This window comes from Rothia sp. HMSC08A08 (assembly GCF_001808385.1).
Classification (GTDB): Bacteria; Actinomycetota; Actinomycetes; order Actinomycetales; family Micrococcaceae; genus Rothia; species Rothia dentocariosa.
Map to the genome: position 1 here is coordinate 90,113 of NZ_KV793071.1, position 22,188 is coordinate 112,300.

At 54.0% G+C, this 22,188-nt stretch carries 17 protein-coding genes and 1 tRNA gene; 12 read left to right on the forward strand and 6 right to left on the reverse strand.

Annotated features, from left to right (window positions below):
* The first annotated feature begins 3 nt into the window (after positions 1-3).
* The 4 genes from HMPREF3164_RS05740 to HMPREF3164_RS05760 all read left to right on the forward strand — a co-directional run bounded on the left by HMPREF3164_RS05740 (position 4) and on the right by HMPREF3164_RS05760 (position 5,324).
* Positions 4-3,390, forward strand: coding sequence for a bifunctional [glutamine synthetase] adenylyltransferase/[glutamine synthetase]-adenylyl-L-tyrosine phosphorylase (locus HMPREF3164_RS05740; protein WP_070449501.1), 3,387 nt, complete (start codon positions 4-6; stop codon positions 3,388-3,390).
* Between the two features lie 523 nt (positions 3,391-3,913).
* Positions 3,914-4,378, forward strand: coding sequence for a hypothetical protein (locus tag HMPREF3164_RS11050; protein ID WP_141744109.1), 465 nt, complete (start codon positions 3,914-3,916; stop codon positions 4,376-4,378).
* 146 nt (positions 4,379-4,524) lie between these two features.
* Positions 4,525-4,986: a hypothetical protein gene (locus HMPREF3164_RS05755; RefSeq protein ID WP_168160756.1), complete on the forward strand. Its 462-nt coding sequence runs from the start codon at positions 4,525-4,527 to the stop codon at positions 4,984-4,986.
* Between the two features lie 59 nt (positions 4,987-5,045).
* A complete protein-coding gene (locus HMPREF3164_RS05760; RefSeq protein ID WP_070449509.1) occupies positions 5,046-5,324 on the forward strand; it encodes a type II toxin-antitoxin system Phd/YefM family antitoxin in 279 nt (92 codons plus the stop codon).
* Positions 5,325-5,377: 53 nt separating this feature from the next.
* On the opposite strand, the gene HMPREF3164_RS05765 is transcribed toward HMPREF3164_RS05760, so the two are convergent.
* Together HMPREF3164_RS05765 and HMPREF3164_RS05770 are read right to left on the reverse strand one after the other, a co-directional pair.
* Positions 5,378-6,016 carry a hypothetical protein gene (locus HMPREF3164_RS05765; protein WP_070449511.1) on the reverse strand — a complete coding sequence of 213 codons (639 nt, stop codon included), beginning with the start codon at positions 6,014-6,016 and terminating at the stop codon, positions 5,378-5,380.
* A 119-nt stretch (positions 6,017-6,135) separates the two neighbouring features.
* On the reverse strand, positions 6,136-6,765 hold the full coding sequence (locus HMPREF3164_RS05770; protein ID WP_070449601.1) for a hypothetical protein: 630 nt from the start codon (positions 6,763-6,765) through the stop codon (positions 6,136-6,138).
* Between the two features lie 141 nt (positions 6,766-6,906).
* Here HMPREF3164_RS05770 and HMPREF3164_RS05775 point away from each other — a divergent pair, with 141 nt between their 5' ends.
* Positions 6,907-7,161 (forward strand): type II toxin-antitoxin system Phd/YefM family antitoxin, encoded by a 255-nt coding sequence (locus tag HMPREF3164_RS05775; RefSeq protein WP_013398863.1) that lies wholly within the window; start codon positions 6,907-6,909, stop codon positions 7,159-7,161.
* Positions 7,162-7,163: 2 nt separating this feature from the next.
* Complete coding sequence (locus HMPREF3164_RS05780) at positions 7,164-7,424, forward strand: Txe/YoeB family addiction module toxin (RefSeq protein ID WP_070449513.1); 261 nt, start codon at positions 7,164-7,166, stop codon at positions 7,422-7,424.
* A gap of 89 nt (positions 7,425-7,513) precedes the next feature.
* Here the strand turns inward: HMPREF3164_RS05780 and hrpA are convergent, their stop codons facing one another.
* Positions 7,514-11,953, reverse strand: coding sequence for an ATP-dependent RNA helicase HrpA (hrpA, locus tag HMPREF3164_RS05785; RefSeq protein WP_070449515.1), 4,440 nt, complete (start codon positions 11,951-11,953; stop codon positions 7,514-7,516).
* Positions 11,954-12,064: 111 nt separating this feature from the next.
* Between hrpA and HMPREF3164_RS05790 the strand changes: the two genes are divergently transcribed.
* The gene (locus HMPREF3164_RS05790; protein WP_070449518.1) at positions 12,065-12,715 is read left to right on the forward strand and encodes a GNAT family N-acetyltransferase; all 651 of its coding nucleotides are present in this window, start codon (positions 12,065-12,067) and stop codon (positions 12,713-12,715) included.
* Positions 12,716-12,751: 36 nt separating this feature from the next.
* Here HMPREF3164_RS05790 and HMPREF3164_RS05795 read toward each other — a convergent pair whose 3' ends face one another.
* The 3 genes from HMPREF3164_RS05795 to HMPREF3164_RS05805 all read right to left on the reverse strand — a co-directional run bounded on the left by HMPREF3164_RS05795 (position 12,752) and on the right by HMPREF3164_RS05805 (position 14,637).
* Positions 12,752-13,696: an NADP-dependent oxidoreductase gene (locus HMPREF3164_RS05795; RefSeq protein ID WP_210398368.1), complete on the reverse strand. Its 945-nt coding sequence runs from the start codon at positions 13,694-13,696 to the stop codon at positions 12,752-12,754.
* Positions 13,697-13,918: 222 nt separating this feature from the next.
* Complete coding sequence (locus HMPREF3164_RS05800) at positions 13,919-14,437, reverse strand: HXXEE domain-containing protein (protein WP_070449519.1); 519 nt, start codon at positions 14,435-14,437, stop codon at positions 13,919-13,921.
* Positions 14,438-14,564: 127 nt separating this feature from the next.
* Positions 14,565-14,637, reverse strand: a tRNA-Arg gene (locus tag HMPREF3164_RS05805).
* 118 nt (positions 14,638-14,755) lie between these two features.
* Here HMPREF3164_RS05805 and argS point away from each other — a divergent pair.
* From argS to thrB, 5 genes are all read left to right on the forward strand, one after another.
* Entirely contained in the window at positions 14,756-16,420 is a 1,665-nt protein-coding gene (gene argS, locus HMPREF3164_RS05810; RefSeq protein ID WP_210398369.1) for an arginine--tRNA ligase, read from the forward strand.
* A gap of 183 nt (positions 16,421-16,603) precedes the next feature.
* Entirely contained in the window at positions 16,604-18,118 is a 1,515-nt protein-coding gene (gene lysA / locus HMPREF3164_RS05815) for a diaminopimelate decarboxylase (RefSeq protein ID WP_048754819.1), read from the forward strand.
* A 209-nt stretch (positions 18,119-18,327) separates the two neighbouring features.
* Positions 18,328-19,611, forward strand: a complete 1,284-nt coding sequence (locus tag HMPREF3164_RS05820) for a homoserine dehydrogenase (protein WP_070449523.1) — start codon at positions 18,328-18,330, stop codon at positions 19,609-19,611.
* Between the two features lie 79 nt (positions 19,612-19,690).
* On the forward strand, positions 19,691-20,791 hold the full coding sequence (thrC, locus tag HMPREF3164_RS05825) for a threonine synthase (RefSeq protein ID WP_013398873.1): 1,101 nt from the start codon (positions 19,691-19,693) through the stop codon (positions 20,789-20,791).
* Positions 20,792-20,986: 195 nt separating this feature from the next.
* Complete coding sequence (gene thrB / locus HMPREF3164_RS05830; RefSeq protein ID WP_070449525.1) at positions 20,987-21,967, forward strand: homoserine kinase; 981 nt, start codon at positions 20,987-20,989, stop codon at positions 21,965-21,967.
* Positions 21,968-22,188: the final 221 nt, after the last annotated feature.

Genomic DNA, 22,188 nt, shown 5'->3' on the forward strand with positions numbered 1-22,188 from the left:
ACCATGCCAGAGCAGCAACCTACTGAAGGCACAGCGGCGGCACCGGCGGATGCGGAACGTCAAGAACGCGCACGCAGGCGCACGCGCATGGTCGCCGCCGGGTTCTACGATGCCGCAAAGAGCGAGCGCTGGCTTGATTCCCCCGAACTCGCCCAGGTTAATACGGATGCTCTCTTCGCCGGGCTCCGCTGGGCACCCTCGCCGGATATCGCGTTACCTTCGCTGGTGAGGCTTATCGAAAAGCACCCCGCAACGGCGGAGCGCGCGAACCGCGGGGATGCCGAATTTAGCATGTTCCGGCTTTTGGGTTCTTCGCAGGCATTGGGCGATTTTCTGTACCGCAACCCGCATTTAATCGACCATGTTCTCGACAGTCACGGGCTAGACTCTGAACCTGAGCTCATCGCCACTCAAGAGCCCAGCACCGTTCAGGCGGAGGATATTGAGCCGCAGATAGACCCGCACGATGTTGAAGAAACCCCGCATATTCGCGGGTACAGCGGCGCTGCCGGGGGTAAAAAGCTCGACGATATTGATGAGCCTACGGCCCCGCTGGCAACCGCATACCGTACGGAGCTGTTGGAAGCGGTGGGTGCAAACCCCGACGATGAGCGGCCGCGCGCATCACGTGAGATGACGGGTAAAGACGGGTATACAGCGCTGCGCGTGGCGTACCGTGCCGCACTCACGAAAATTGCGCTTGTGGATGTGTGTTCGCCAGACCCTGTGGAACTTATGCCCACGGTTGGGCGGCATCTTGCCGATCTTGCCGCCGCCGCTCTGGAAGGAGCGCTCGCGATAGCCCGCACTGAGGTTGCTGAGGGTTTGGGCGGTGGACTGTGCTCGGCACCTGCTCGGGGTGCATCCGTAGATGCCCTGGATTTGGCGATTATCGGTATGGGTAAATGCGGGGCACGTGAACTGAACTATATTTCTGATGTAGATGTGGTGTATGTGATAGCACCCGTTCCCGCCAGTGAACTGCCCGAGGGAGTAGAACCCCTCACCGAGCAGGACTGTGCCCAGATCGGTACTGAGCTGGTGCACGCGCTAACGAAGGCGATCATGGCGCCCGCCGCTGAGCCTCCACTGTGGGAGGTAGACGCGAACCTGCGCCCCGAAGGCAAGGACGGGCCGCTGGTGCGCACCGTCGAATCCTATGTACGGTACTACAAGCGTTGGGCTGAGAACTGGGAGTTTCAGGCGCTTTTGAAAGCCCGACCGATCGCTGGGTCTGCGCATTTGGGTGAAAAATACGCGCGCGCCATTGAGCCGTTCGTGTGGGAATCAGCCGCTCGGGATTCCTTCGTGGAATCTGTGCAGGCTATGCGTGCCCGCGTGACCGATAATATTCCTGCCGCCCAGCTGGAACGTCAAATAAAGCTCGGCCCCGGTGGTCTGCGCGATGTCGAGTTCACAGTTCAGCTTTTGCAGCTGGTGCACGGGCGCACCGACCCCGCCGTGCGCACCAAATCTACTCTGGATTCGCTCGCTGCACTCACCCGTGCCAGTTACATTAGCCGTTCCGACACCGAAGCTTTCTCACGCGACTACAAGAAGCTGCGTCTGCTGGAGCACCGCATTCAGCTTATGCACCTGCGACGTACCCACCTGATGCCCGACCGCGCCGGGGAACAGCGCGCCCTTGCCCGCTCCCTGGTGCCCGCCGAACGTATGGGGACGCTCTCGGCCGAGCAGATGCTCAAAGCATGGCAGAAACTCAAACGCAATGTGCGTTCCCTGCATGAACGTATTTTCTTCCGTCCGCTGCTGGCCGCGGTCTCAACCCTGAGCCGTGACGAAGTGGCGCTTTCTGACCAGGCGGCGCAGGACCGTCTGGCTGCGCTCGGTTACCGCGATCCGCGCGGAGCCATGCGGCATATTGAAGCACTTACCAACGGGGTCAGCCGTCGCGCCGAGATTCAACGGCATCTGATGCCTGTGCTCTTGGGCTGGTTTGCTGAGGGCGTGGATGCAGACGCCGGGCTGCTGGGGTTCCGCCTAGTTTCGGAGTCTTTGGGTACCACGAGCTGGTACCTGCGTATGCTTCGCGATTCGCCCGCCGCAGCGGAGCGTCTATGCCAGATACTCTCAAGCTCGCGGTATATTACCGACCTGCTGGAAGACGCGCCCACCTCCATCACCTGGCTTGATAAGGTTGCCGACCTGCAGCCGCTGAGCGCGGGCGCTCTCAAGGCCGAAATTACCTCGCTCCTATCACGACACGAAGACTCTGCGGACGCTATGCGCGCGGTACGGTACCTGCGCCGCCGCGAGATTCTTCGTATTGCGATGGGGGACGCCCTGAACCTGCTGAGCGTGCAGCAGGTATGCACCGGGTTGGCGACCGTGGATGAATGTACCATTGGCGCGGCACTCGCCCTGGCGGAACGTGAAGAGGTCAAGGCAGGGGAGCGTGACGAGGAAACTGCGCCCCAAAAGAGCGACGCACCGCAGCGTGATTCTCTAGAGGCGGCGGGGGAGAACTCCGAAGAAGAACAGCGGAACCCACTGCTGACCGAGATAACGGTAATTGCGATGGGTCGCCTGGGTGGTGCCGAGAACGGTTTCGGCTCCGACGCGGACGTGATGTTTGTGCATCGCCCCGTGGAGGGAGCCGATGAGAAAGAAGCCCAGGCGCAGGCAAACCGTATTGTGAACCGGCTGATGCAGCTGATTAAACAGCCGGTACGCCCAGCAATTCGTGCCGAACGCCCGCTTGAAGTAGACGCAGATTTGCGCCCCGAAGGTAAGCAGGGGGCGCTGGTGCGCTCGCTGGATTCATACCGCGCCTACTATGAGCGCTGGGCAGAGACGTGGGAGTTTCAGGCGCTCTTGCGGGCTCGCCCGATCGCCGGTTCTGAAGACTTGGGGAGCGCGTTTGTTGAGCTGATTGACCCGCACCGGTACCCGCGTGAATTCACGGTGGAGCAGGCGCAGCAGGTGCGGCGCATGAAGGCGCGCGTGGAGCATGAGCGGATGCCCCACGGCGCGGATCGTACCCGGCAGTTGAAGTTGGGGCGTGGCGGCCTTTCGGACGTGGAGTGGCTGGTTCAGCTGATTCAGCTTCAACATGCTCATAAGGTGGAGGAGCTTCGCACGACTTCAACCCTGGACGCGTTGGATGCAGCCATTCAGGCTAATCTGGTGGCTGCCGAAGACGCCGAAGTTTTGCGGGATGCGTGGCTGCTGGCGACCAAGATTCGCGGCGGCAACGTGCTGCGCGGTGTGCGCCAGTCCGATCTGCTGCCGACCCTGCGCGATGCCCTGGAAGCGGTAGCCCGCTGGAGCGGCTACACTCCAGGCAGCGCCCGCCAGTTAGAAGAGGATTATTTACGAGTTACCCGAAATGCCAGGAAAGTTTATGAAAGGCTTTTCTTTGAGGTGTGAAATTATATAGTCTTTATATAATCTAGTAGAAAGACTGGAAGGTGTATCTTAGTTATGGATCGTATTTTTCGTACTTTGAAAGAATATTGGATAATTATTTCATTTATATGCCTATCTATACCATACATACTGCTAGTTTCGGCTTATACTAATATATTTTCAGGGAATTTTTCTCTTGCGGTAGATTATGTTAATTCGAATATAACTCAAGGAAAATTTAATATTATTATGATGTTTCTTATTTTGTGTTTTCAAGTTGGCTCAATATTGGTTATTCCTGTATATTTAACGGAAAAATTATATTTTAAAAGTATTTATAACGTAAGGAATAACATGGAATATTCTAAAAAAGAATTAGAGACAATAAATGGAAAATGGGTTATAAAATACCCAAAGATTCAGAAGGGCTTAGAGCCGAAGTGGTACAAGAAGATCGGGTTTTTCTATTCGCTTATATTTTATCTGTACTGGTTAGCCTGGTTCCTATTTCTTTTTTCTATCTCGTGCTGGGGGGCACTATAGGATGTTAATTTTTATTCTAGGAATTTTTGATGTATTTTGTGTTTTTATTATATGTTTTTTAACGATCCACAGCAGTTCTGGTGTTATGTTGCTGGCTGGTCTAACTCTTGTGATTACTGTAAATCTAGGGTATCCTCAAACGTCTGCATATATCCTCAATTATTCCGGGTATCCGCCTAGCTATATATATTGCTTAAGTGGTTATGTGAAAGATTATGATAATGCTAATGAAGTCTTGAAGGTCAAAAATATTGATGCGTTGCCAATAAGTTACGATTCTAGGGGGGTTCAGGTGCTTACCGGTGAGTACGATAATAGTACTAAAACTTGGAAAAATGAGGGAGAAAATGGAATCCATCGGGAGTATTTGCAATTTGAGAAGGGTTATAAAGTTACCTCTGGTGCCTGCAAGTCTGGCTCTGGCATGTCTTCTGTACCTCCCCCGCAGGGGCAACAACTTCCGTAGTATCCTAAATGAAACCTGAATTATACGTTGTTCTTATTGTTGGCATCTTCCTCTCGGTTATACAACGTTCCTACTATTTGTATAATCCAAACACTAAGCAATATGTTCCGCTTATATTCTCTGTTCTGATAGGGTATCTGGGATATATGGGTCTTGTAGGAGTTATTAAAGAGATTGGTAGAAACAATTTAGAAGGATTTATTTTACTTTCAGTTTTTTCTGGCATACCAATTACCTTTACAGTTCTTTTTCTTCGAACCTTTGTGCAATTCCATGATGATGGTATAACTTACCGTAAGTTTGGGAGACGTAAAAAGTTTATGCCTTGGAAAGATATCGTCGAACTTGAGTGGAGAAAAGATGACTGGCGTGATATCTTCCTGTATGTCGAAGACGAATCAGGCAATAGCGCAAAATTTATCAAGACTGTTTTTGTAGACCCCGGAATAGACCTCTACATGAAGTTTTATACTCGAACAGGGCGTTTTCCCGCATCTTATGAGGAATTAGCTAAAAAACTCAAGGTCAAGAAGAAAAAAAGATCGTTTTGGAAACACTTCTTTTTCCTCTTGCTAGAATCTATTTTCATGTTTGCGCCCAGACGATAACAGATCGTTAGATATTCATCTTTAAGAACTATTCTTACCCCAACCGCGAAGATCACCCGATGAAAACTTTTTCCTATAACGGTTCTGCCGAGCAGTTTATCGAAGTTCTCGACTACGTCGAAGCGCATCGTGAGGAAGCCATAATTACCCATGCTGGGCACAAACCCACTGTGGTTTTGCCTCTCTCCGAGCATGAATCACTCCGAGAAACTATGTACCTGGTGAGTTCTCCAGTAAACACTCGTCACCTTATGGATTCTATAGCCCATCTTAAGCAGCATATTCATAAAACGGGAGCGGTTTCTTTATCCAAAAGCGGTTCAAATGCTTTCGGATAAAGAAACCGCTCCCGGAATGGGCGACGACTCTATGTATATGTCCCTGCTGAACGTTATGCCTGTTGACCGCTTAGATTTTGACCAACTGGGTTCTCCATAAGATATTGCGGAGCGGCTGCCAATGAGGCTTCCTGCACTAAAACCTGTTGATCCTCGGGGCTCGTTGGGGAAGGCCAGCGACCATTAATCTGACGAAATACCAGCGCACACATAACCCGTTCACCTCGCAGATACCGGGACGTAAATGCAATCTTACGCTTATCTGCTGTTTTGAGAACCAGCCATCCACCAGGGTGCCCTGAGCTATACGCATACGAATCAATCTCGTGAAAGGGGATGCGGGTAACTTTGCCATACCATATGCACTGCTCTATGTAATCTACGCCGGTTTCAACATACTGACGTTGGCCCATGAGAATTGCCCAGACGCCAAACACTAAGCAGATTCCAATAACCCCAAACGCCATATATGGAGGCATTGGATTACTGCCCGAGATCAATGCTGGGGTGATAAGGGTAAAGAGCACTCCCACAGCAACAAGGAAGTAACCACAAAATCTATACCAACCGGGCAGCTTTGCCCTGATCGTCCCATCGGGTTGAGGCTTTACCTGTGCGGCATGTTTTCTATAGAAGTAGCCGCTAACCGCACCGATACACACCAGAAGAATCGCAGTAATAATAAAAGTCATATATCCATAATACGTGTTCAAAAACTGAGGAAGGGGAGACCAGATACGTGCGGGACCGATCTTAGAGCAAGGTTTTCTTGCCCACCTCCGAGTCTCTTGACGTTGTAGGCACTAATCCGTCACCTCCGCAAGCCCCGAGCTTTTGGAGTCTTCGCAAGGTACTGCTGAGCAGCTCTCATGGATGATTCCTCTTCTAAAACCCGTTGTTCCTCCTGGTTGTATGGGGAGGGCCAGCGGCCATTAATCTGGCGAAACGCCAACGCAGCAATCACCCGTTCACCCCGTAGAAAACGAGAGTTAAACGCTATCCTGCGTCTATCCGCCGTCTTAAGAACCAGCCAACCGCCAAGGCCCGCTGGACTATACGAGTACGAGTCAATCTCATGGAAGGGAATTCGGGTCACTTTGCCGTACCAAGCGCGGCGTTCGATATAGTCCACGCCGGTTTCAATGTATTGGCGCTGACCCATAAGAATCGTCACGATACCAAGACCGAAGGTCATAGCAGGAAAGCCAATCGCCATGTTTAGGGGCATAGGATTGCTGCCTGAACTTAAAATAAGTGAAGCAAAGGCTAAGAAGACTCCTGCTGCAATAAGAAAATAACCAAACGCGGTGTACCAGCCGGGCAGCTTCGCTCGGACGGTTCCATCAGGCTGAGGTTTTATCCGCGCGGCATGTTGTCTGTAAAAATAGCTGCTTCCCGCACTAATACCTATCAGAAGAACCAACGTAGCGATAAAACTCATATCATCATCATACGTGTTCAAAACCTGCGGATTGGTGCAGAAATAACTGGAGAAACCGACCCAAGTGCATGGATACCTGAGCTTTATTGCTTTCCTATCAAGCTTTCTGTACATTATACTGTACAGGGAGGGAAGGTGTTTATGAAAACCATGTCTTACACCGAGTCTCGGGCTCGGTATGCTGAAGTACTTGACCACGTTGAAGATCACCGTGAAGAGGTTATTATTACACGTGCCGGGCATGAACCGGCAGTCATCCTCTCGTTGTCTGAGTACGAATCTCTTCAAGAGACTGCCTACCTCATGCGTTCCCCGGCTAATGCACGTCGTCTTATGGAATCCATCTCCCGTCTTGAAGCTGGTCTTGGGTCTGAACATCAGCTGGTTGAGGAATAGTTGTGAGAATTATTTTTGACGATTCAACTTGGAGCGACTATCTCTGGTGGCAGATGCAAGATCGGAAGGTTCTCAAGCGCATTAATCTACTGATCAAAGATGTTGAGCGAAATGGTAATGAAGGTATAGGGAAGCCTGAAGCTCTCAGACATCAATTTTCAGGCTGGTGGTCACGCAGAATTACTGATGAACATCGTCTCGTATACAAGCTTACTGATGACTCTATTGCCATAGCTTCATGCCGATATCAATATGGAACCTAAGAGGGTTGTGTGTTGCACACAAGACTCAGAGTCTTGTGGCAACACACAACCCTTCGAGGAACGAAAACCTAGACAGAGTCCGCCGAAACCTACCTTTTCACTTGCTCCAGCGCCTCGCGCTGAGCCTTGGCGATGCGCTTCTCAGAGACCGTGTACGCCGTGCCGAGTTCCTGGGCGAAGAAGCTCACACGCAGCTCCTCAAGCATCCAGTTCACGCGGGCGAGCGCATCGGGAATAAGAGTTCCCTCGGGCAGAGACTTGACGGCGGAATCGTAGGAATCCTCCAAATCCTGCACCGTGAGCATGAGCTGATTATCTCGGTTCAGGTTCGGCCCCAGCTTTGTCAAGCGTATCTGCGCGGCCTTAAGATAGCGAGGCAAGTGAACCAGCTGATCGTACCCGGTATTCGCCACGAATCCGGGGTACACCAGGTTATCGAGCTGCCCCTTCACATCTGAGACGGCGTGCATGGTGCTCAGCGAGGTCGCCTTCTTAATGGCTTTGCGTAGCGCCGCCGCTTCTGAGAGGATTTCGGCGACCAGCTTGGTGACCTCAAAGACGGTATCGATTAGTTCGGCGCGCACCTGCTCGAACAGCTCCCGGTATTTGGCGCGTGTGAACACGGGCGTGTGCGGAACTAGCTTGTCGAGCGCGGCAACCGTGCAGTCCCGAATCAGTTCGTCAATCGAGCCGTGCGGGTTCTGTGTGAACACAATCTTCTCTTTATTTGACAGGTGATCGCTCACATACCGCTCAGGTGAGGGCACCTGCAGCTGCAGAAGACGAATAATACCGCGCCGCTGCGAATGTACCTGCTCGGCCTCGGTGGGGAAAATGCGGATGCCCACGCTCGTTTTTTCGTCCACCAGCGCCGGGTATCCGCTGACCGCCTGGGTTGCAATAATGCGCTGCACCTTGCGCGGAATCTCCTCGCCGGGAAAGTCAGTCAAGCCCGTGGTCTCACGGATAGAATCTTGAGAATCTGCACCCTGAGCGGCGGTTTTTCCGGGTTTTGCGCCCGATCCTGCGCTGTTTTCCTTTACGCCCTGCTGCGCCGAACCGGTTCGCGATGAGGCCCCCTGCGCGGAGTTCCCGCCCGCGAGCGCCGCCATCTTCGCCACCGTATCTTCAGAAGCGCCTAGCGAATCTGCCAAGGCGGAGTGGATCTGCGCGTGGAGTTTTTGCTGCAGCTCACGGATATCTTTGCTTTCGCCCAGAATCTTATTGCGGGCATCGCGCACCTGGAACGTGAACTTCAGATGATCCGGCACGGAGTCCCAGTCGAAGGCATCCGACTCAACCACCACGCCGCGCAGACGGCGCAGCACCAGCGCGAACGAGGGCAAAAGCTCGTCAGTCGCGGGGGAGTAGTCCGCCTCCAGAGACTCCAACGCCATGCGTGCAACATCCGGGGCGGGCACAAAATTACGGCGAATCGCCTTCGGAAGCGACTTAATGAGCGCCGTTAAAAGTTCGTGGCGCATCCCCGGAATCTGCCAGCGGAACGGCTCGGGGGTCAGCTGGTTCAAGAACAGAATCGGTACCTGAACCGCCACGCCGTCGCGTTTTGCCGCATCCGTGCGGGCACCGCCCAACCCTGCCCCCGGGGCGTATTCGTACCGCAAATCCAGGGTGAGTTCGCCGCCGTCGGTACGCTGCACCCACTGGCGCGGGAACTGCGAGTCGTCATAATCAGCAGCGTCCTCATTAATAAGGTTTTCCGGGTTGAAATCGAGCAGGTTATCGTTCTCTAAACGCGCGTGCTTCCACCATTTATCGAAGGACCGAACGTCCGTTACATGCTCGGGGATGCGCGCATTATAGAACTCGAAAAGCACGGCGTCATCCACTCGCAGATCGCGGCGGCGCAGGCGGGCCTCAAGCTCCTCAACCTCAGCCAAGGCACGCAGGTTGCGCTTGTAGAACTTGTGCTGGGTGCGCCAGTCGCCCTCCACCAGGGCGGAACGAATAAAAATCTCACGTGCAGCGGCGGCATCTACCCGGGAATACTGCACTGGACGGTCGGCATAAATCGTCAGTCCGTACAGTGTGCCCTTCGTATACGCCACGGCAGCACCTCGGCTTGCCGACCAGTGCGGCTCGGAATACTGCTTTTTCAGCAGGTGCCCGCCCACTTCTTCAACCCACTGTGGCTCAATCGCGGCGTTTGTGCGCGCCCACAGCCGGGAAGTCTCCACAAGCTCGGCAGAAAGCACCCAATCGGGGTTCTGCTTGAAAAGCCCGGAACCTGGGAAGATAGCGAATTTTGTGCCGCGCGCCCCCAAATATTCGCGCGGACCACGCGGGGCTTTGCCGTAGGTTTTCTCACGCTCCTCTTTAGCACCCACATGCGAGAGCAGGCCCGAAAGCAGGCTCTTATGAATCTCAACCTCACGCCCCGAAGCATCAATATCGCGCCCGTTCGATATGCGGATATTCGCAGTGCGCCCCATCTCACGCAGCTGGGCGAAAAGATCTTGCCACTCCCGAATACGCAAAAAGTTAATAAACTCGCGATGACACATTTTTCGCAGCTGCGAAGAGGAAAGCTCAGCCTGGCGCTCATTAATGTACTGCCACAGCAGCAGGAACGACGAAAAATCAGATTTATCGTCCGTGAAACGGGCATGCATCTCATCGGCAGTTCCACGCACCTCAACCGGGCGTTCACGCGGATCCTGAATCGTCAAAGCGGCGGCAAGAACCATCATCTCTTTAACACAGTCACGACGCGAACCCTCAATAATCATGCGCGCCAAGCGCGGATCGACCGGGAACGCACTCATAGCACGCCCCGTAGCAGTCAGCGTCGAGGTAGCACGATGATGCTTCCCCCTCTTATCCGTGCGCGCCGGTTTTTCAGAAAGCGCCCCAAGCTCACGCAGCAGATTCACGCCGTCATTAATCGCGCGCGATGCGGGCGGCTGCACAAACGGGAAACGCGCAATATCACCGGGCTCACGCACCACGCCGATCGCAATCATCTGCAAAATAACAGCTGCCAGGTTCGTGCGCAGAATCTCCGGGTCGGTAAACTCGCTGCGCGACGCGAAATCCTCCTCAGAATACAGCCGAATTGCAATACCATCGCTCACACGGCCGCACCGCCCCGAGCGCTGGTTCGCGCTTGCCTGCGAAATCCGTTCGATCGGCAGGCGCTGCACCTTCGTGCGCGCCGAATACCGCGAAATGCGGGCGGTACCGGTATCGATCACATACTTGATACCCGGCACCGTCAGCGAAGTTTCCGCAACGTTCGTCGCCAGCACGATGCGCGGCCGACTCCCCGGCGTAAACACACGATGCTGCTCCGCGAGAGACAGACGCGCATACAACGGCAAAACCTCATAGTTCATACGTGGGGACTTGGCAACCAAAGACTCCAAAGCATCGTGAGCATCACGAATCTCGCGCTCGCCCGAGAAGAAAATCAGGATATCGCCGGGCGCCTCCTTCGACAGCTCCTCGACGGCGGCAAGGATTCCATCGGTTGGGTCGCGGTCTTCGTCGCCTTCATCTTCATCAGCGTAGTCGTCCCCATCAAGCGGGCGGTAGCGAATCTCCACCGGGTAGGTACGCCCCGAAACCTCAATAATCGGGGGAGCATCATCGGGAAGAATCTGCTCGGCAAGCTCACGTTCCTCATCGCTGAGAGAGTCGTCTACCACACCCTTACCTGGTACGAAACTCGGTGCGAAATGCCTCGCGAATCGTTCAGGATCAATGGTTGCGGAGGTAATAATGACCTTCAAATCGGGGCGCTTCGGCAGAATCCGCTTTAGATACCCCAAAATAAAATCAATATTTAGGCTACGTTCATGTGCCTCGTCAATAATGAGCGTGGAATACTTGCGCAGCAGCTTATCGTGCTGAATTTCGGCGAGCAGAATACCGTCCGTCATGAGTTTGATGGCGCTGTTCTCGCCTACTTCAGAGGTGAAACGCACCTGGTAACCCACGGTCTCACCAATTTTCTGCCCCAGTTCTTCGGCGATGCGCTCCGCCACCGAACGCGCGGCAAGGCGGCGCGGCTGGGTGTGCCCAATCATGCCTTTCTCGGCAAGACCGAGTTCCAGGCACATCTTAGGCAACTGTGTGGTCTTACCCGAGCCGGTCTCGCCAGCAACAATGATGACCTGATGATCGCGAATAGCCGCCTTGATGTCTTCGCGGCGCTCACTGACGGGCAGTTCTTCGGGATAGATAATCTCAGCGGGAATCAGTGGGTTGTAGGGACGCTGTTCGGGCCGGTCCCGGTGGTTCTTGCGGTGCGCGCGTTTTTGCGGGTTTTTGGAGCGTGAAGCGTTATTTTTACGCGAGGAATTCTTGTGGGCATTACGCCGTTTCGAGCCTGACTCTGCTGTGGAAGCATCGCCGGGATTCTCACCGGATATTTGGGATGTGCGCGCGGGCTTTTGAGGTACGCGCACCGGCGCCGCATGAATGGCAGCCGCCATGCTCGCCATACTGGGCGCGGTTCGAGTGGTCTTAGGAGTATCTGTGTGTTCGGTGGGTTTCTGCTCAGACATATTGTTACTAGTTTACTCTTCTGTATTTGGTGCCCAAGAAAGCCGTGCTTTCGGCGAAGTCTTGTGTAATCTTGGAGCAGATACTAATAACCTCAAACGCAAAGGCAGGTCATGAAAATAAAACTGCGGGCTTGGCGGGAAGATGATGCCTCAAGACTCTATGACATATACCGTGCAACGCCCGATCTCATACATCAGATGCCAGCTCTCAACTGTGTAGAAGATGCACGCACTCTTATCTGCAAAGAGTTCCTTCCGTCTTCTGAACACACAGCATGGTGTCTGGAAGCTGATAACCAAGCTGCCGGGTGCGTAGGTTTCAGATGTATGGGGCGCCAGCCTTCTGGAACCTGGGATAGAGCTTGGGTTTACTACTGGATCTCGGCAGAAACCCGAGGGCTCGGTATAACAAGTAGATGCGTGCGTGCGGCGTGCGACTGGGCACAGAATATAGACGCGTCGAATGATAGCGCTGTATCACCTGGAAAACCCGCAGAACAAGCCAAGATCAGCTACGATTTCTCAGCTCTTACATCCGCAAGGTCCCCACGTGTTCGCCGTTTAGAGCTTGGGTACCGCACCAATAACCCTGCATCAGCGGCAGTGGCACGCCATACAGGGTTCGTGGTTGAGGGCGTAGAACGTGAAAAGTTCTGCTACAACGGCGTGCTCTATGATGCCGCCATAGCCGCGCGCCTTCACAGAGACGTGGACCATATGCTGGCAGCCACCTCATCGTCTGGAGTGTCGGCAGCCCTATAAAGATTCAGGTTCTTCTTCCAGAGAACACGTAGAATCCTAAGGAACAAGCACCACTTTGCCGCGCACATGCCGGGAGCCCACAAGCTCATGAGCTTTCGCTGCCTGCTCTAGCGGGAAAGTCTGATCTACGTGAATTTTCACGATCCCCAGCGACATGAGTCGAGCAATCTCACCCAGCTGATAACGGTCGGGATGCACCGTCAGCCACTCTGCCGTAAACCCGCGCTCGCGTGCAGTCTCTAAAGGATCGGGGCTTGTGAGGGTCACGATTCGACCGCCCGGAACCAGTACATCCAAAGAATCTACGAAGGTTTGTGCACCCGTAGAATTCAGTACCACATCAAGGGTAGGACCTAGAACCTGCCGGAAATCTTGGGTTGTGTAGTCGATAAATTCTGCGCCCAAAGACTGTATAAACTCACGGTTTTTCTCAGAAGCCGTAGCGTAAACTGTAGCGCCAGCGTCGAGGGCAAGCTGAATCGCGAGATGACCAACACCGCCTGCGCCCGCATGGATCAGCACGCGCTCCCCGGAAGAAAGTTTCGCAACCTCAAAAAGTGCCTGGTATGCCGTCAATGCTGCCAGGGGAGCGGCACCCAGCTGCTCATCGGGAATATCTGCAGGGGCGTGCACAAGCTGATGGGCAGGAGCCAAAACGTATTCGGCATATGTCTTACCCGGATGCGGAAACTGCACCAGCCCGAAAACCTTCTCTCCTGGCTGGAATCCCGTGTAATCGCCCGCCGTTTCACAAACCAAACCGGCAACATCCCATCCTAAAACGGCGGGTTCTTGGTCAAGATTAATCAATGATGCCGCAGGGCCCAATCCCTTGCGCGTTGTAAGGTCTATAGGATTAACACTAGCGGCGGTAACTTTGAGAAGAACATGCCCGCGAAGGGGCGAAGGCATAGGAGTCTCTGTAAAATGCAGATTCTCGGGCTCACCCCATACGGTGAGCTGTACCTGGTGCATGGTCATGATGAGCCCCTTCTGCCGTGACGATAACGATTGGAAACATTCTCTCAAGCGCAGGTCACGGGGCAAAATAGCATGTCATAAAAGGCAACTCTCACACATGCCGTTTTCGTGGCGAGTATGTGCATATCTAGCTAAATTGAAGCCCTATCAGTTCCTGTAGTAGAGAGCTATCAGCACCGCGAGGGCTTATTGTCTAACTATAGAAACCCGGGAACCCTAGTATTACGCGATCTTCTGAATGAACGTTTCAATCTTTCCCGATAGCCGGTAAAGCATCTGTAGGTTAATAAGAACTACAGCACTCAAGACCACGGTCAAAATAATTAATTTGAGGTAATCGATATGCTGGGTAGCAAAGATAGCGTATAAGGTAATAGCGTTAAGCGGCATCGTAAATACTGCGGTCCTGCTGCCCGGTGCCCATCCCGGAAAGATAAATGCCTCACGGATATGAAGGATAAGATGCAGAATATAAGCGATAAAGATAGCTGTGACGGTCTCAATGGAATCAAATATGACCCCGCTAAAAAGGATCAGACAAGCAACAATAAATTCTTCACCTATCATGGCAGCAATAGCTGCGGTTGAGGGGTAATGGTCTTGCCCCGCTATAAAGATTTCGTCGTGGTACCGGTTATCGCTGGAGTACTTCTCGATGTAGCGGCGCACCAAGATGATCTCCTCGAATTCGTGCACCATGAAGAGAGCGATCGTAATAAATGCAAAAGTGCCTATAGACATCCTAGCCTCCCAGGTTTCTGCATAGTTTCGTTTCTCCACGTCATTTCATGGTACGGCTCAGCGGGCTAATTGTCAGTGGTTCAATAAAAATGGTCTACCCGCTAAAGCAGATAGGCCAATAAAAAAGTGCCCTTGAAAGGATTCGAACCTTCGACTTCTTGCTCCGGAGGCAAGCGCTCTATCCACTGAGCTACAAGGGCTGACATATGAAATTTTGGTGACCGCCTTGGCACCTCAACCGGAAACTAGGCGTTTCAGCCGCATACGGCGCACAAGCGAACCTCTATATCCTATCAGATGTTGCTAGAATATGTAGCTATGACTCCCGAAGAATTATCAGCAGCAATTGCTCAAGAACTCGATAAAGCTATCGCATCCGGTCAGCTTACCCTCGCAGATAATGCAGAGCTTCCCCTTGCGCGCGTGGAACGCCCGAAATCTCGCGAACACGGTGACTGGGCGACTAATATTGCGCTGCAGCTCGCCAAGAAAGTTGGCAAGAATCCTCGCGAAGTAGCAGCCGTTCTTGCCGATAAAATTGCCTCAATTCCGGGAGTTTCAACGGTAGATATTGCCGGTCCAGGCTTCCTCAATATAACCCTGGATGCGGCTGCGGCAGGCACCCTCGCCGCCACCATCGTCAAAGCTGGAAAAACATACGGAACCAGCGATAAATTCGCGGGAAAAACCATTAACCTTGAATTCGTCTCGGCTAACCCCACCGGCCCCATCCACTTGGGTGGAACCCGCTGGGCGGCCGTAGGTGATGCGCTCGCCAATATCCTCGAAGCCGAGGGCGCAAATGTGGTGCGCGAATACTACTTCAACGATCACGGCACTCAAATTGATCGGTTCGTAAACTCGCTTCTTGCTGCAGCCAAGGGAGAGCCTACCCCTGAAGACGGCTATGCGGGCGCCTATATTACCGATATCAAAGATCAGATTCTCGCCCAACGCCCAGACGCGCTCGACGCCGAAAACCCCGCAGAAGTTTTCCGTGAAATCGGAACCGAGCTTATGTTCGCACAGATTAAAAAGTCTCTGCACCGTTTCGGTACCGACTTTGATGTCTTCTTCCACGAAAATTCGGTATTTGAATCTGGCGAGGCCGACCGCATCATTGAGCAGATGAAACAGGATGGTCAGCTTTTTGAATCCGAGGGCGCGTGGTGGATGCGCACCACCGATTACGGCGATGATAAAGACCGGGTGGTCATTAAATCGGATGGTAATCACGCCTATGTTGCTGGAGATATTGCGTATTTCCGCAATAAAATGACTCGTCCTGAGAACCCTGCGGACATAGCCATCTATATGCTTGGTGCAGACCATAGCGGCTACGTGGGACGGCTCAAGGCTATCGCTCAAATCTTGGGGTACCGGACCGAGCAGATTGAGGTCATGATTGGGCAGCTGGTGAACCTTGTCAAGGACGGCAAACACGTGCGTATGTCGAAGCGCGCCGGTAACGTCGTCACCCTTGAAGACCTTGTAGAGGCTGTGGGTGTGGATGCGGCACGCTACGAACTTATCCGCTACTCGGTAGACAGCACAATTGATATCGACCTTGATCTGCTGGTGCAGAAGAGCAGCGATAACCCTGTCTACTATGTGCAGTATGCGCACGCCCGCACTGCGGCTGTAGAACGTAATGCCATTGATGCTGGCGTGCATCTTGCCGATGGCGTGGACACAGGGCTTCTGAATACGCCCGCAGATACTGAGCTTCTTGCAGTGCTGGGGCAATACCCGGCAACCGTGCGTACCGCAGCGGAATTCTACGAACCGCACCGTGTGAGCCGTTATCTGGAAAACCTTGCGGCGGCCTACCACAGCTGGTATGGCCTCTCGCGCGTGGCTCCGAAGGGCGATGAGCCAGTGACTGATCTGCACCGTACCCGTTTGCTTCTCAACAATGCAACACGTCAGGTACTCGCCAACGGATTGGGTCTGCTGGGGGTCACCGCCCCCGAGCGTATGTAACGCCGAACCGACCGGAAGCTGCGTACCCCGCCAACACGATGACGGGGCACGCGGCTTTTGTATATTGGTTTATCCGCTATCTGAACACCACCTATGAGCAGCATCGTGGCAGCAAGGCGTTCCGATATAGTGGTGATGGGATCACGAATCTGTGACCGTGACACAAGACCCGAGGACTTCTGCATGAGCGACGCACAATCCCTGTACGCCCCCGAATGGCTTACCTGCCCCGAACATCCGGCTGAGCTGAACCGTACCATCTGGACGGACTCATTTCAGCGTAATCATGGGGGAGAGCTAACTATTGACGGCATTGCAGCGAGTGAGCTTGTCAAAGAGTTTGATACTCCGCAGTACGTATTTTCGGAAGATACATTCCGAGCTAGGGCACGCGGGTACCGCCAGGCATTCGAGGATGCCTTCGCCCGGTATGGCGCGCAGGTGAGTGTCTACTACGCGGGAAAGTCATTCCTGTGCACGTCCGTGGCCCGGTGGGCGCATGAAGAAGGTTTGTGTCTTGATACGGCGTCGGGAGGGGAACTGGCGATTGCCCTGCGGGCTCAGGTTCCCGGGCAAAATATTGCGCTGCACGGTAATAACAAGTCGCGCGGCGAGATTGCGCGCGCCATCAAACACGGGGTAGGGCGTGTGGTGGCAGATTCCGTTGACGAGCTTAAACTCATCGCGGATGTGCATGCCGAGCTGAACACAGAACGCACCGCAGCGGGGCAGGAGCCGTATCCGGCGGTACCCGTGCTCATTCGGATTACGCCCGGGGTACATGCCTCCACCCACGAATCTATTGCTACGGCGCATGAAGATCAAAAATTTGGGATGTCGCTTCAGCCTGGAACCGCGCGTCTTGCCGGGTTAGATGCCGATGAACTTGAGTATTGGACGAGTACCGAGAATGAATCCTACGCGATGCTTGCCGCCGGTATTCTCACCGCTATGGATTCCCTGGAATTCCGGGGGATTCACTGCCATATAGGTTCGCAGATTTTTGAGGCTCAGGGTTTCGAGCAAGCGGCAGATACTGCCCTCACCTTTATGCATGCCGTGAACCAGAAATACGGTATCAGTCTGCCTGAGCTTGACCTGGGCGGCGGCTACGGTATCGGTTATACCGAGGCCGATACCCCGCGCAGTATTGAGCAGATTACCGTCTCTATTGCGGATGCAGTCGCGTCAACCTGCGGGCGTCTTGGCCTGGCGATTCCGCATATGTCTTTTGAGCCTGGCCGCTCGATTTCAGGCCCCTCAGGGGTGACGCTCTACACTGTCGGCACCATTAAAAACGTGAGTATTGAGGATGAGCACGGTCAGATTCGAGTGCGCCGGTATGTCTCGGTGGACGGGGGTATGAGCGATAACGCGCGCCCGGTGCTCTACGACGCCGACTACACGGTTACCCTGGCAAACCGCGCCCCGGCGGGGGATCAGGTGCTTTCTCGTGTGGTGGGTAAACACTGCGAATCGGGTGATATTGTGGTGCGGTATTGCTATCTTCCTGATGACCTGCGTGCGGGGGATATTCTCGCGGTGCCAGCTACCGGTGCGTACTGTTATGTGCTGGGGTCGAATTATAACTATCTGAGCCGTCCGCCGGTTATTGCTACGTCGGCGGGGGAGGCAGCGCATCCTATTATTCGTCGACAAAGCGAAGATGAGATGTTTGCTCTAGACACGGGTTTCTAGTACGGGCACTGAATCTTTTCCGCATGATGACACCGCATGGCGCATGTTTGGGTAAGAAGCTGCACGTAATATAACGACACCCCCCCCGTAAATGGCGGTAATGTTGGCGTCTTGACCGCGTCCAGGCGCCGCTCTCTTGATACAGTTGATGATGACGTCGCCCGTTCGTACAGGCGCGTTCACCACTCGGTCAAAATGTAGGAGATAACGTGACTGACACTATTAAGGTTGCTCTGCTCGGCGCTGGGAACGTTGGTTCTCAGGTAGCGCGTATTTTTAGTGAGGATAGCGCGGTTCTCAAAGAACGTATAGGGGCACCTGTTGAGCTGATCGGTATAGCCGTGCGTGATACTGCGGCTAAACGCCACTGGGATGCCGACCCAGGGCTGTATACCACCGACGCAGACGCCCTGATTGACGCTGCCGACGTGGTGATCGAGCTGACCGGCGGTATTGAACCTGCACGAACCCGCATTCTGCGCGCCCTAGAGGCCGGTAAATCGGTGGTTTCAGGGAATAAAGCGCTCCTGGCAAAGCACGGTGTTGAGCTTCAGGCTGCTGCCGATAAGTCCGGTGCACAGCTTTCCTATGAGGCGGCGGTCGCCGGTGCAATTCCGATTTTGCGCCCCCTGCGCGATTCTTTGGCAGGCGATACCGTCACACGTGTGCTGGGCATTATGAACGGCACCACCAACTACATTCTGGATCAGATGGATACCACCGGTGCAACTTTTGCCGATGCACTCAAAGACGCCCAGGAACTCGGCTATGCCGAAGCAGACCCCACCGCTGACGTTGAAGGTCATGATGCCGCATCAAAGGCTGCTATTGTAGCCTCATTGGCGTTCCACTCTGATTTCACCATTGATGACGTTCACATAGAGGGTATTACCGCCGTAAGCGCCGATGACGTTGCCGCCGCAGATGCCGACGGCTACGTGATTAAACTCCTGGCCATTTGTGAGCGAGATGGTGACGGAGTCAATATCCGTGTGGCTCCTACGCTTATTCCGCGGCAGCATCCACTGGCAGGTGTTCATGGCGCATTTAATGCCGTGTTTGTACAGGCGCAGAACGCAGGCGAGCTGATGTTCTACGGTCCCGGTGCCGGTGGGGCACCGACCGCTTCTGCCGTTCTGGGTGATTTTGTGTCGTTGGCGCGCCGTCTGGTATTGGGTGGTCCGGGTGTGCCCGAGTCCTCTTACGCGCAGCTGCCTGCTACCGGATTGGGCGACATTATCTCCCGCTATTCGGTAGGCATGCTGGTTGATGACAAATTGGGCGTGCTCGCAAACATTGCCCGTATTTTCGCCGAACACGGTATTTCGGTGGATTCTTTGCGTCAATCTACTCCGCGGGATGGCGCCGCACAGATTCGCCTGGTGACGCACTCTGCCAAAGACTCTGACCTGCGCCGCGCGATCGCGGTGATCGACGGTTTAGATACTGTGCGCGAGATTATTTCCGTGATTCGCGTCGAGTCCGGTAAATAGATCAGGAAGACTAGAATTTCAGCGCGGAAATTCTCAAGTCCGCGCGAGTAAAACCATCAGCAGAAAGTAGGAGAATCCCATGGCACATGTGTGGCAGGGCGTCATTAACGAATACCGCGACCGTCTTCCGTTCGGGGACGAGGTAAAACCGGTAACTCTAGGCGAAGGCGGAACACCGCTGATTCACGCACCGGCGCTGTCAGCGCAGACTGGCAATACGGTATACCTCAAATTCGAGGGGATGAACCCCACCGGATCTTTCAAAGACCGCGGCATGACGAGCGCTATTACCGCCGCTAAACGCGAAGGTGCGAAGGCTGTTGTGTGCGCTTCGACCGGTAATACTTCAGCGTCGGCAGCGGCATATGCGCTTCAAGCGGGGATGCGCTGCGCGGTACTCGTGCCGGACGGCAAGATTTCGATGGGTAAACTCTCGCAGGCCATCGCCCACGGTGCCGATATTATTCAGATTGACGGAAACTTCGATAACTGCCTCGAAATTGCCCGTAAACTCAGCGAGAATTACCCAGTATTCTTGGTGAACTCGGTGAACCCCTACCGCATTGAGGGGCAGAAGACCGGTTCTTTTGAGGTCGTCGACACCCTGGGAGACGCCCCCGATTACCACTTGCTCCCGGTAGGTAACGCGGGTAATATCACCGCTTATTGGAAGGGATACAAGGAGTATTCCGAGCCTTATACGAACCGTGACGGCAAGGTTCTAGAGCCGGTCGCCACCAAGCGACCCATCATGTGGGGTTTCCAAGCAGCTGGCGCGGCTCCGATTGTTGCAGGGCACCCGATTGACACTCCCGAAACGATTGCGACCGCAATTCGCATCGGCAACCCTGCCTCGTGGGAGAAAGCTGAGGCGGCACGTGACGAATCCGGCGGCGTGATTGAAGCTGTCACCGATGAGGAGATTCTTGAGGCGCACCGCTGGCTCTCTTCCCGCGAGGGCGTTTTCGTTGAGCCCGCTTCAGCCGCTGGTGTTGCGGGTCTGCTCAAGAAACATCGCGCGGGTGAGGCTCCTGAAGGCAAGACCATTGTCATTACGGTGACAGGTCATGGTTTGAAGGATCCGCAGTGGGCGCTGGAACCGGTCAACGGTGCGAAGGTTGAACCGACTAAGGCAGCCTTCGATGTTGTGGCTGTGGCAGATATTCTTGACCTGAACTAACCACCCTATAGCCTGTTAACCGATAGGTCGATACGCCCTTGTCCGAGAAAATTTTCTTGGGCAAGGGCGTCTTATTCTGTCCGTAACCCGCTCAATGCTAGGATAAATTCTCGTAAAGTAAGTGACATTAGTGTTGTTCCACCGCTTGAACAGCACGGTATGCGCTCCTAACATCCACATGCACCCGAGGTTTCCATGTCGAATTCCGATACCCCTATCACATGCGCAGATATTCCTGTCGGTAAAACCGTCACCGTCAAGGTTCCGGCATCAAGTGCTAACCTCGGGCCCGGCTACGATACCTTAGGGGTGGCTTTAGGGTTTTATGATGAACTTAGGGTTGAGCGTATTTCTGAAGGTTTAGAATTTGAGCTTTCCGGCGAGGGCAGTGAGGCCGTACCGCGCGATGAAACCCATCTAGTGATTCAGGCGATGCATGCCGCCTTCGAGAGGGTCGGGCTTCATGAGTTCCCCGCCCTCAGGCTGACGGCGCACAACCGTATTCCGCATTCACGTGGCATGGGCTCATCTGCCTCCGCTATTGTTGCGGGCGTTGCGGCGGCTTCCGGGTTGCTTCCCGAGCACGCTCAATTGAGTCGTGACCAGATTCTTCAAGTAGCTTCAGACCTTGAAGGGCACCCCGATAATGTGGCGCCTTCGGTGTATGGTTCGCTGTCAATATCCTGGGGCGAACTGGGGGACTGGCGTTCGTTGGTCGTACCGGTTCATTCTGCCGTTGTACCTATCGTAGCGGTGCCCGATTATGAAGTTTCTACAAAACTTGCGCGTTCGCTGATTCCCGCCGAGATTCCGCATGAGCAGGCTGCGGCAAACTCAGGTCGTGCTGCTTTATTGATTCAAGCCCTTTCGCAGGCACCGGAGTATCTTATGGATGCGACCGTGGACTATCTGCATCAGGGCTACCGTATTCCTGCGATGCGACCGAGTGCGGCGCTGGTCGCCTATCTGCGTGATCGGCAGCTTCCCGCCGTAATTTCGGGGGCCGGACCTACCGTATTAACCTTCTCCCGTAGCTGTGAAGAAGTCGCTGCAGCACAGCGAGCGATCGCTGAGTTTGAGGCTACTCATGAGGGGAGCGAATATGAGGGGCGTCGCCTGTCATGGCGCGTCATGCCCCTTGAAATCGATGCAGAAGGTGTTATAGTTACACAGTAAGGTGTTTTTCACCTGACATGGTTTATCGTGTTTGTTTTATCTCCCGGTCGCACGAAGAACCGCCACAACCGGGAATGGAAAGTATTTTCTTTGAACCACGTCTTTTTGTGTGTTCGCGTATGCTTCTTCTTCCGTGGGGAGCTCGCGAGGAAATATTTTTCTGTGGTTATGTATTTTTTTGCCTCACTTCACAAGGACTTTGCCGTTTCTTGACCTCACGT

Bases quoted from the DNA above. Each gene is read 5' to 3' on its own strand.
- HMPREF3164_RS11050 (WP_141744109.1), top strand. From the start codon at position 3,914: ATGTTAATTTTTATTCTAGGAATTTTTGATGTATTTTGTGTTTTTATT.
- HMPREF3164_RS05795 (WP_210398368.1), bottom strand. From the start codon at position 13,696: ATGACCATGCACCAGGTACAGCTCACCGTATGGGGTGAGCCCGAGAAT.
- HMPREF3164_RS05800 (WP_070449519.1), bottom strand. From the start codon at position 14,437: ATGTCTATAGGCACTTTTGCATTTATTACGATCGCTCTCTTCATGGTG.
- HMPREF3164_RS05790 (WP_070449518.1), top strand. From the start codon at position 12,065: ATGAAAATAAAACTGCGGGCTTGGCGGGAAGATGATGCCTCAAGACTC.
- HMPREF3164_RS05755 (WP_168160756.1), top strand. From the start codon at position 4,525: ATGGGTCTTGTAGGAGTTATTAAAGAGATTGGTAGAAACAATTTAGAA.
- lysA (WP_048754819.1), top strand. From the start codon at position 16,604: ATGAGCGACGCACAATCCCTGTACGCCCCCGAATGGCTTACCTGCCCC.
- HMPREF3164_RS05775 (WP_013398863.1), top strand. From the start codon at position 6,907: ATGAAAACCATGTCTTACACCGAGTCTCGGGCTCGGTATGCTGAAGTA.
- HMPREF3164_RS05770 (WP_070449601.1), bottom strand. From the start codon at position 6,765: ATGAGTTTTATCGCTACGTTGGTTCTTCTGATAGGTATTAGTGCGGGA.
- HMPREF3164_RS05760 (WP_070449509.1), top strand. From the start codon at position 5,046: ATGAAAACTTTTTCCTATAACGGTTCTGCCGAGCAGTTTATCGAAGTT.
- HMPREF3164_RS05765 (WP_070449511.1), bottom strand. From the start codon at position 6,016: ATGACTTTTATTATTACTGCGATTCTTCTGGTGTGTATCGGTGCGGTT.
- argS (WP_210398369.1), top strand. From the start codon at position 14,756: ATGACTCCCGAAGAATTATCAGCAGCAATTGCTCAAGAACTCGATAAA.
- thrC (WP_013398873.1), top strand. From the start codon at position 19,691: ATGGCACATGTGTGGCAGGGCGTCATTAACGAATACCGCGACCGTCTT.
- thrB (WP_070449525.1), top strand. From the start codon at position 20,987: ATGTCGAATTCCGATACCCCTATCACATGCGCAGATATTCCTGTCGGT.
- HMPREF3164_RS05740 (WP_070449501.1), top strand. From the start codon at position 4: ATGCCAGAGCAGCAACCTACTGAAGGCACAGCGGCGGCACCGGCGGAT.
- hrpA (WP_070449515.1), bottom strand. From the start codon at position 11,953: ATGTCTGAGCAGAAACCCACCGAACACACAGATACTCCTAAGACCACT.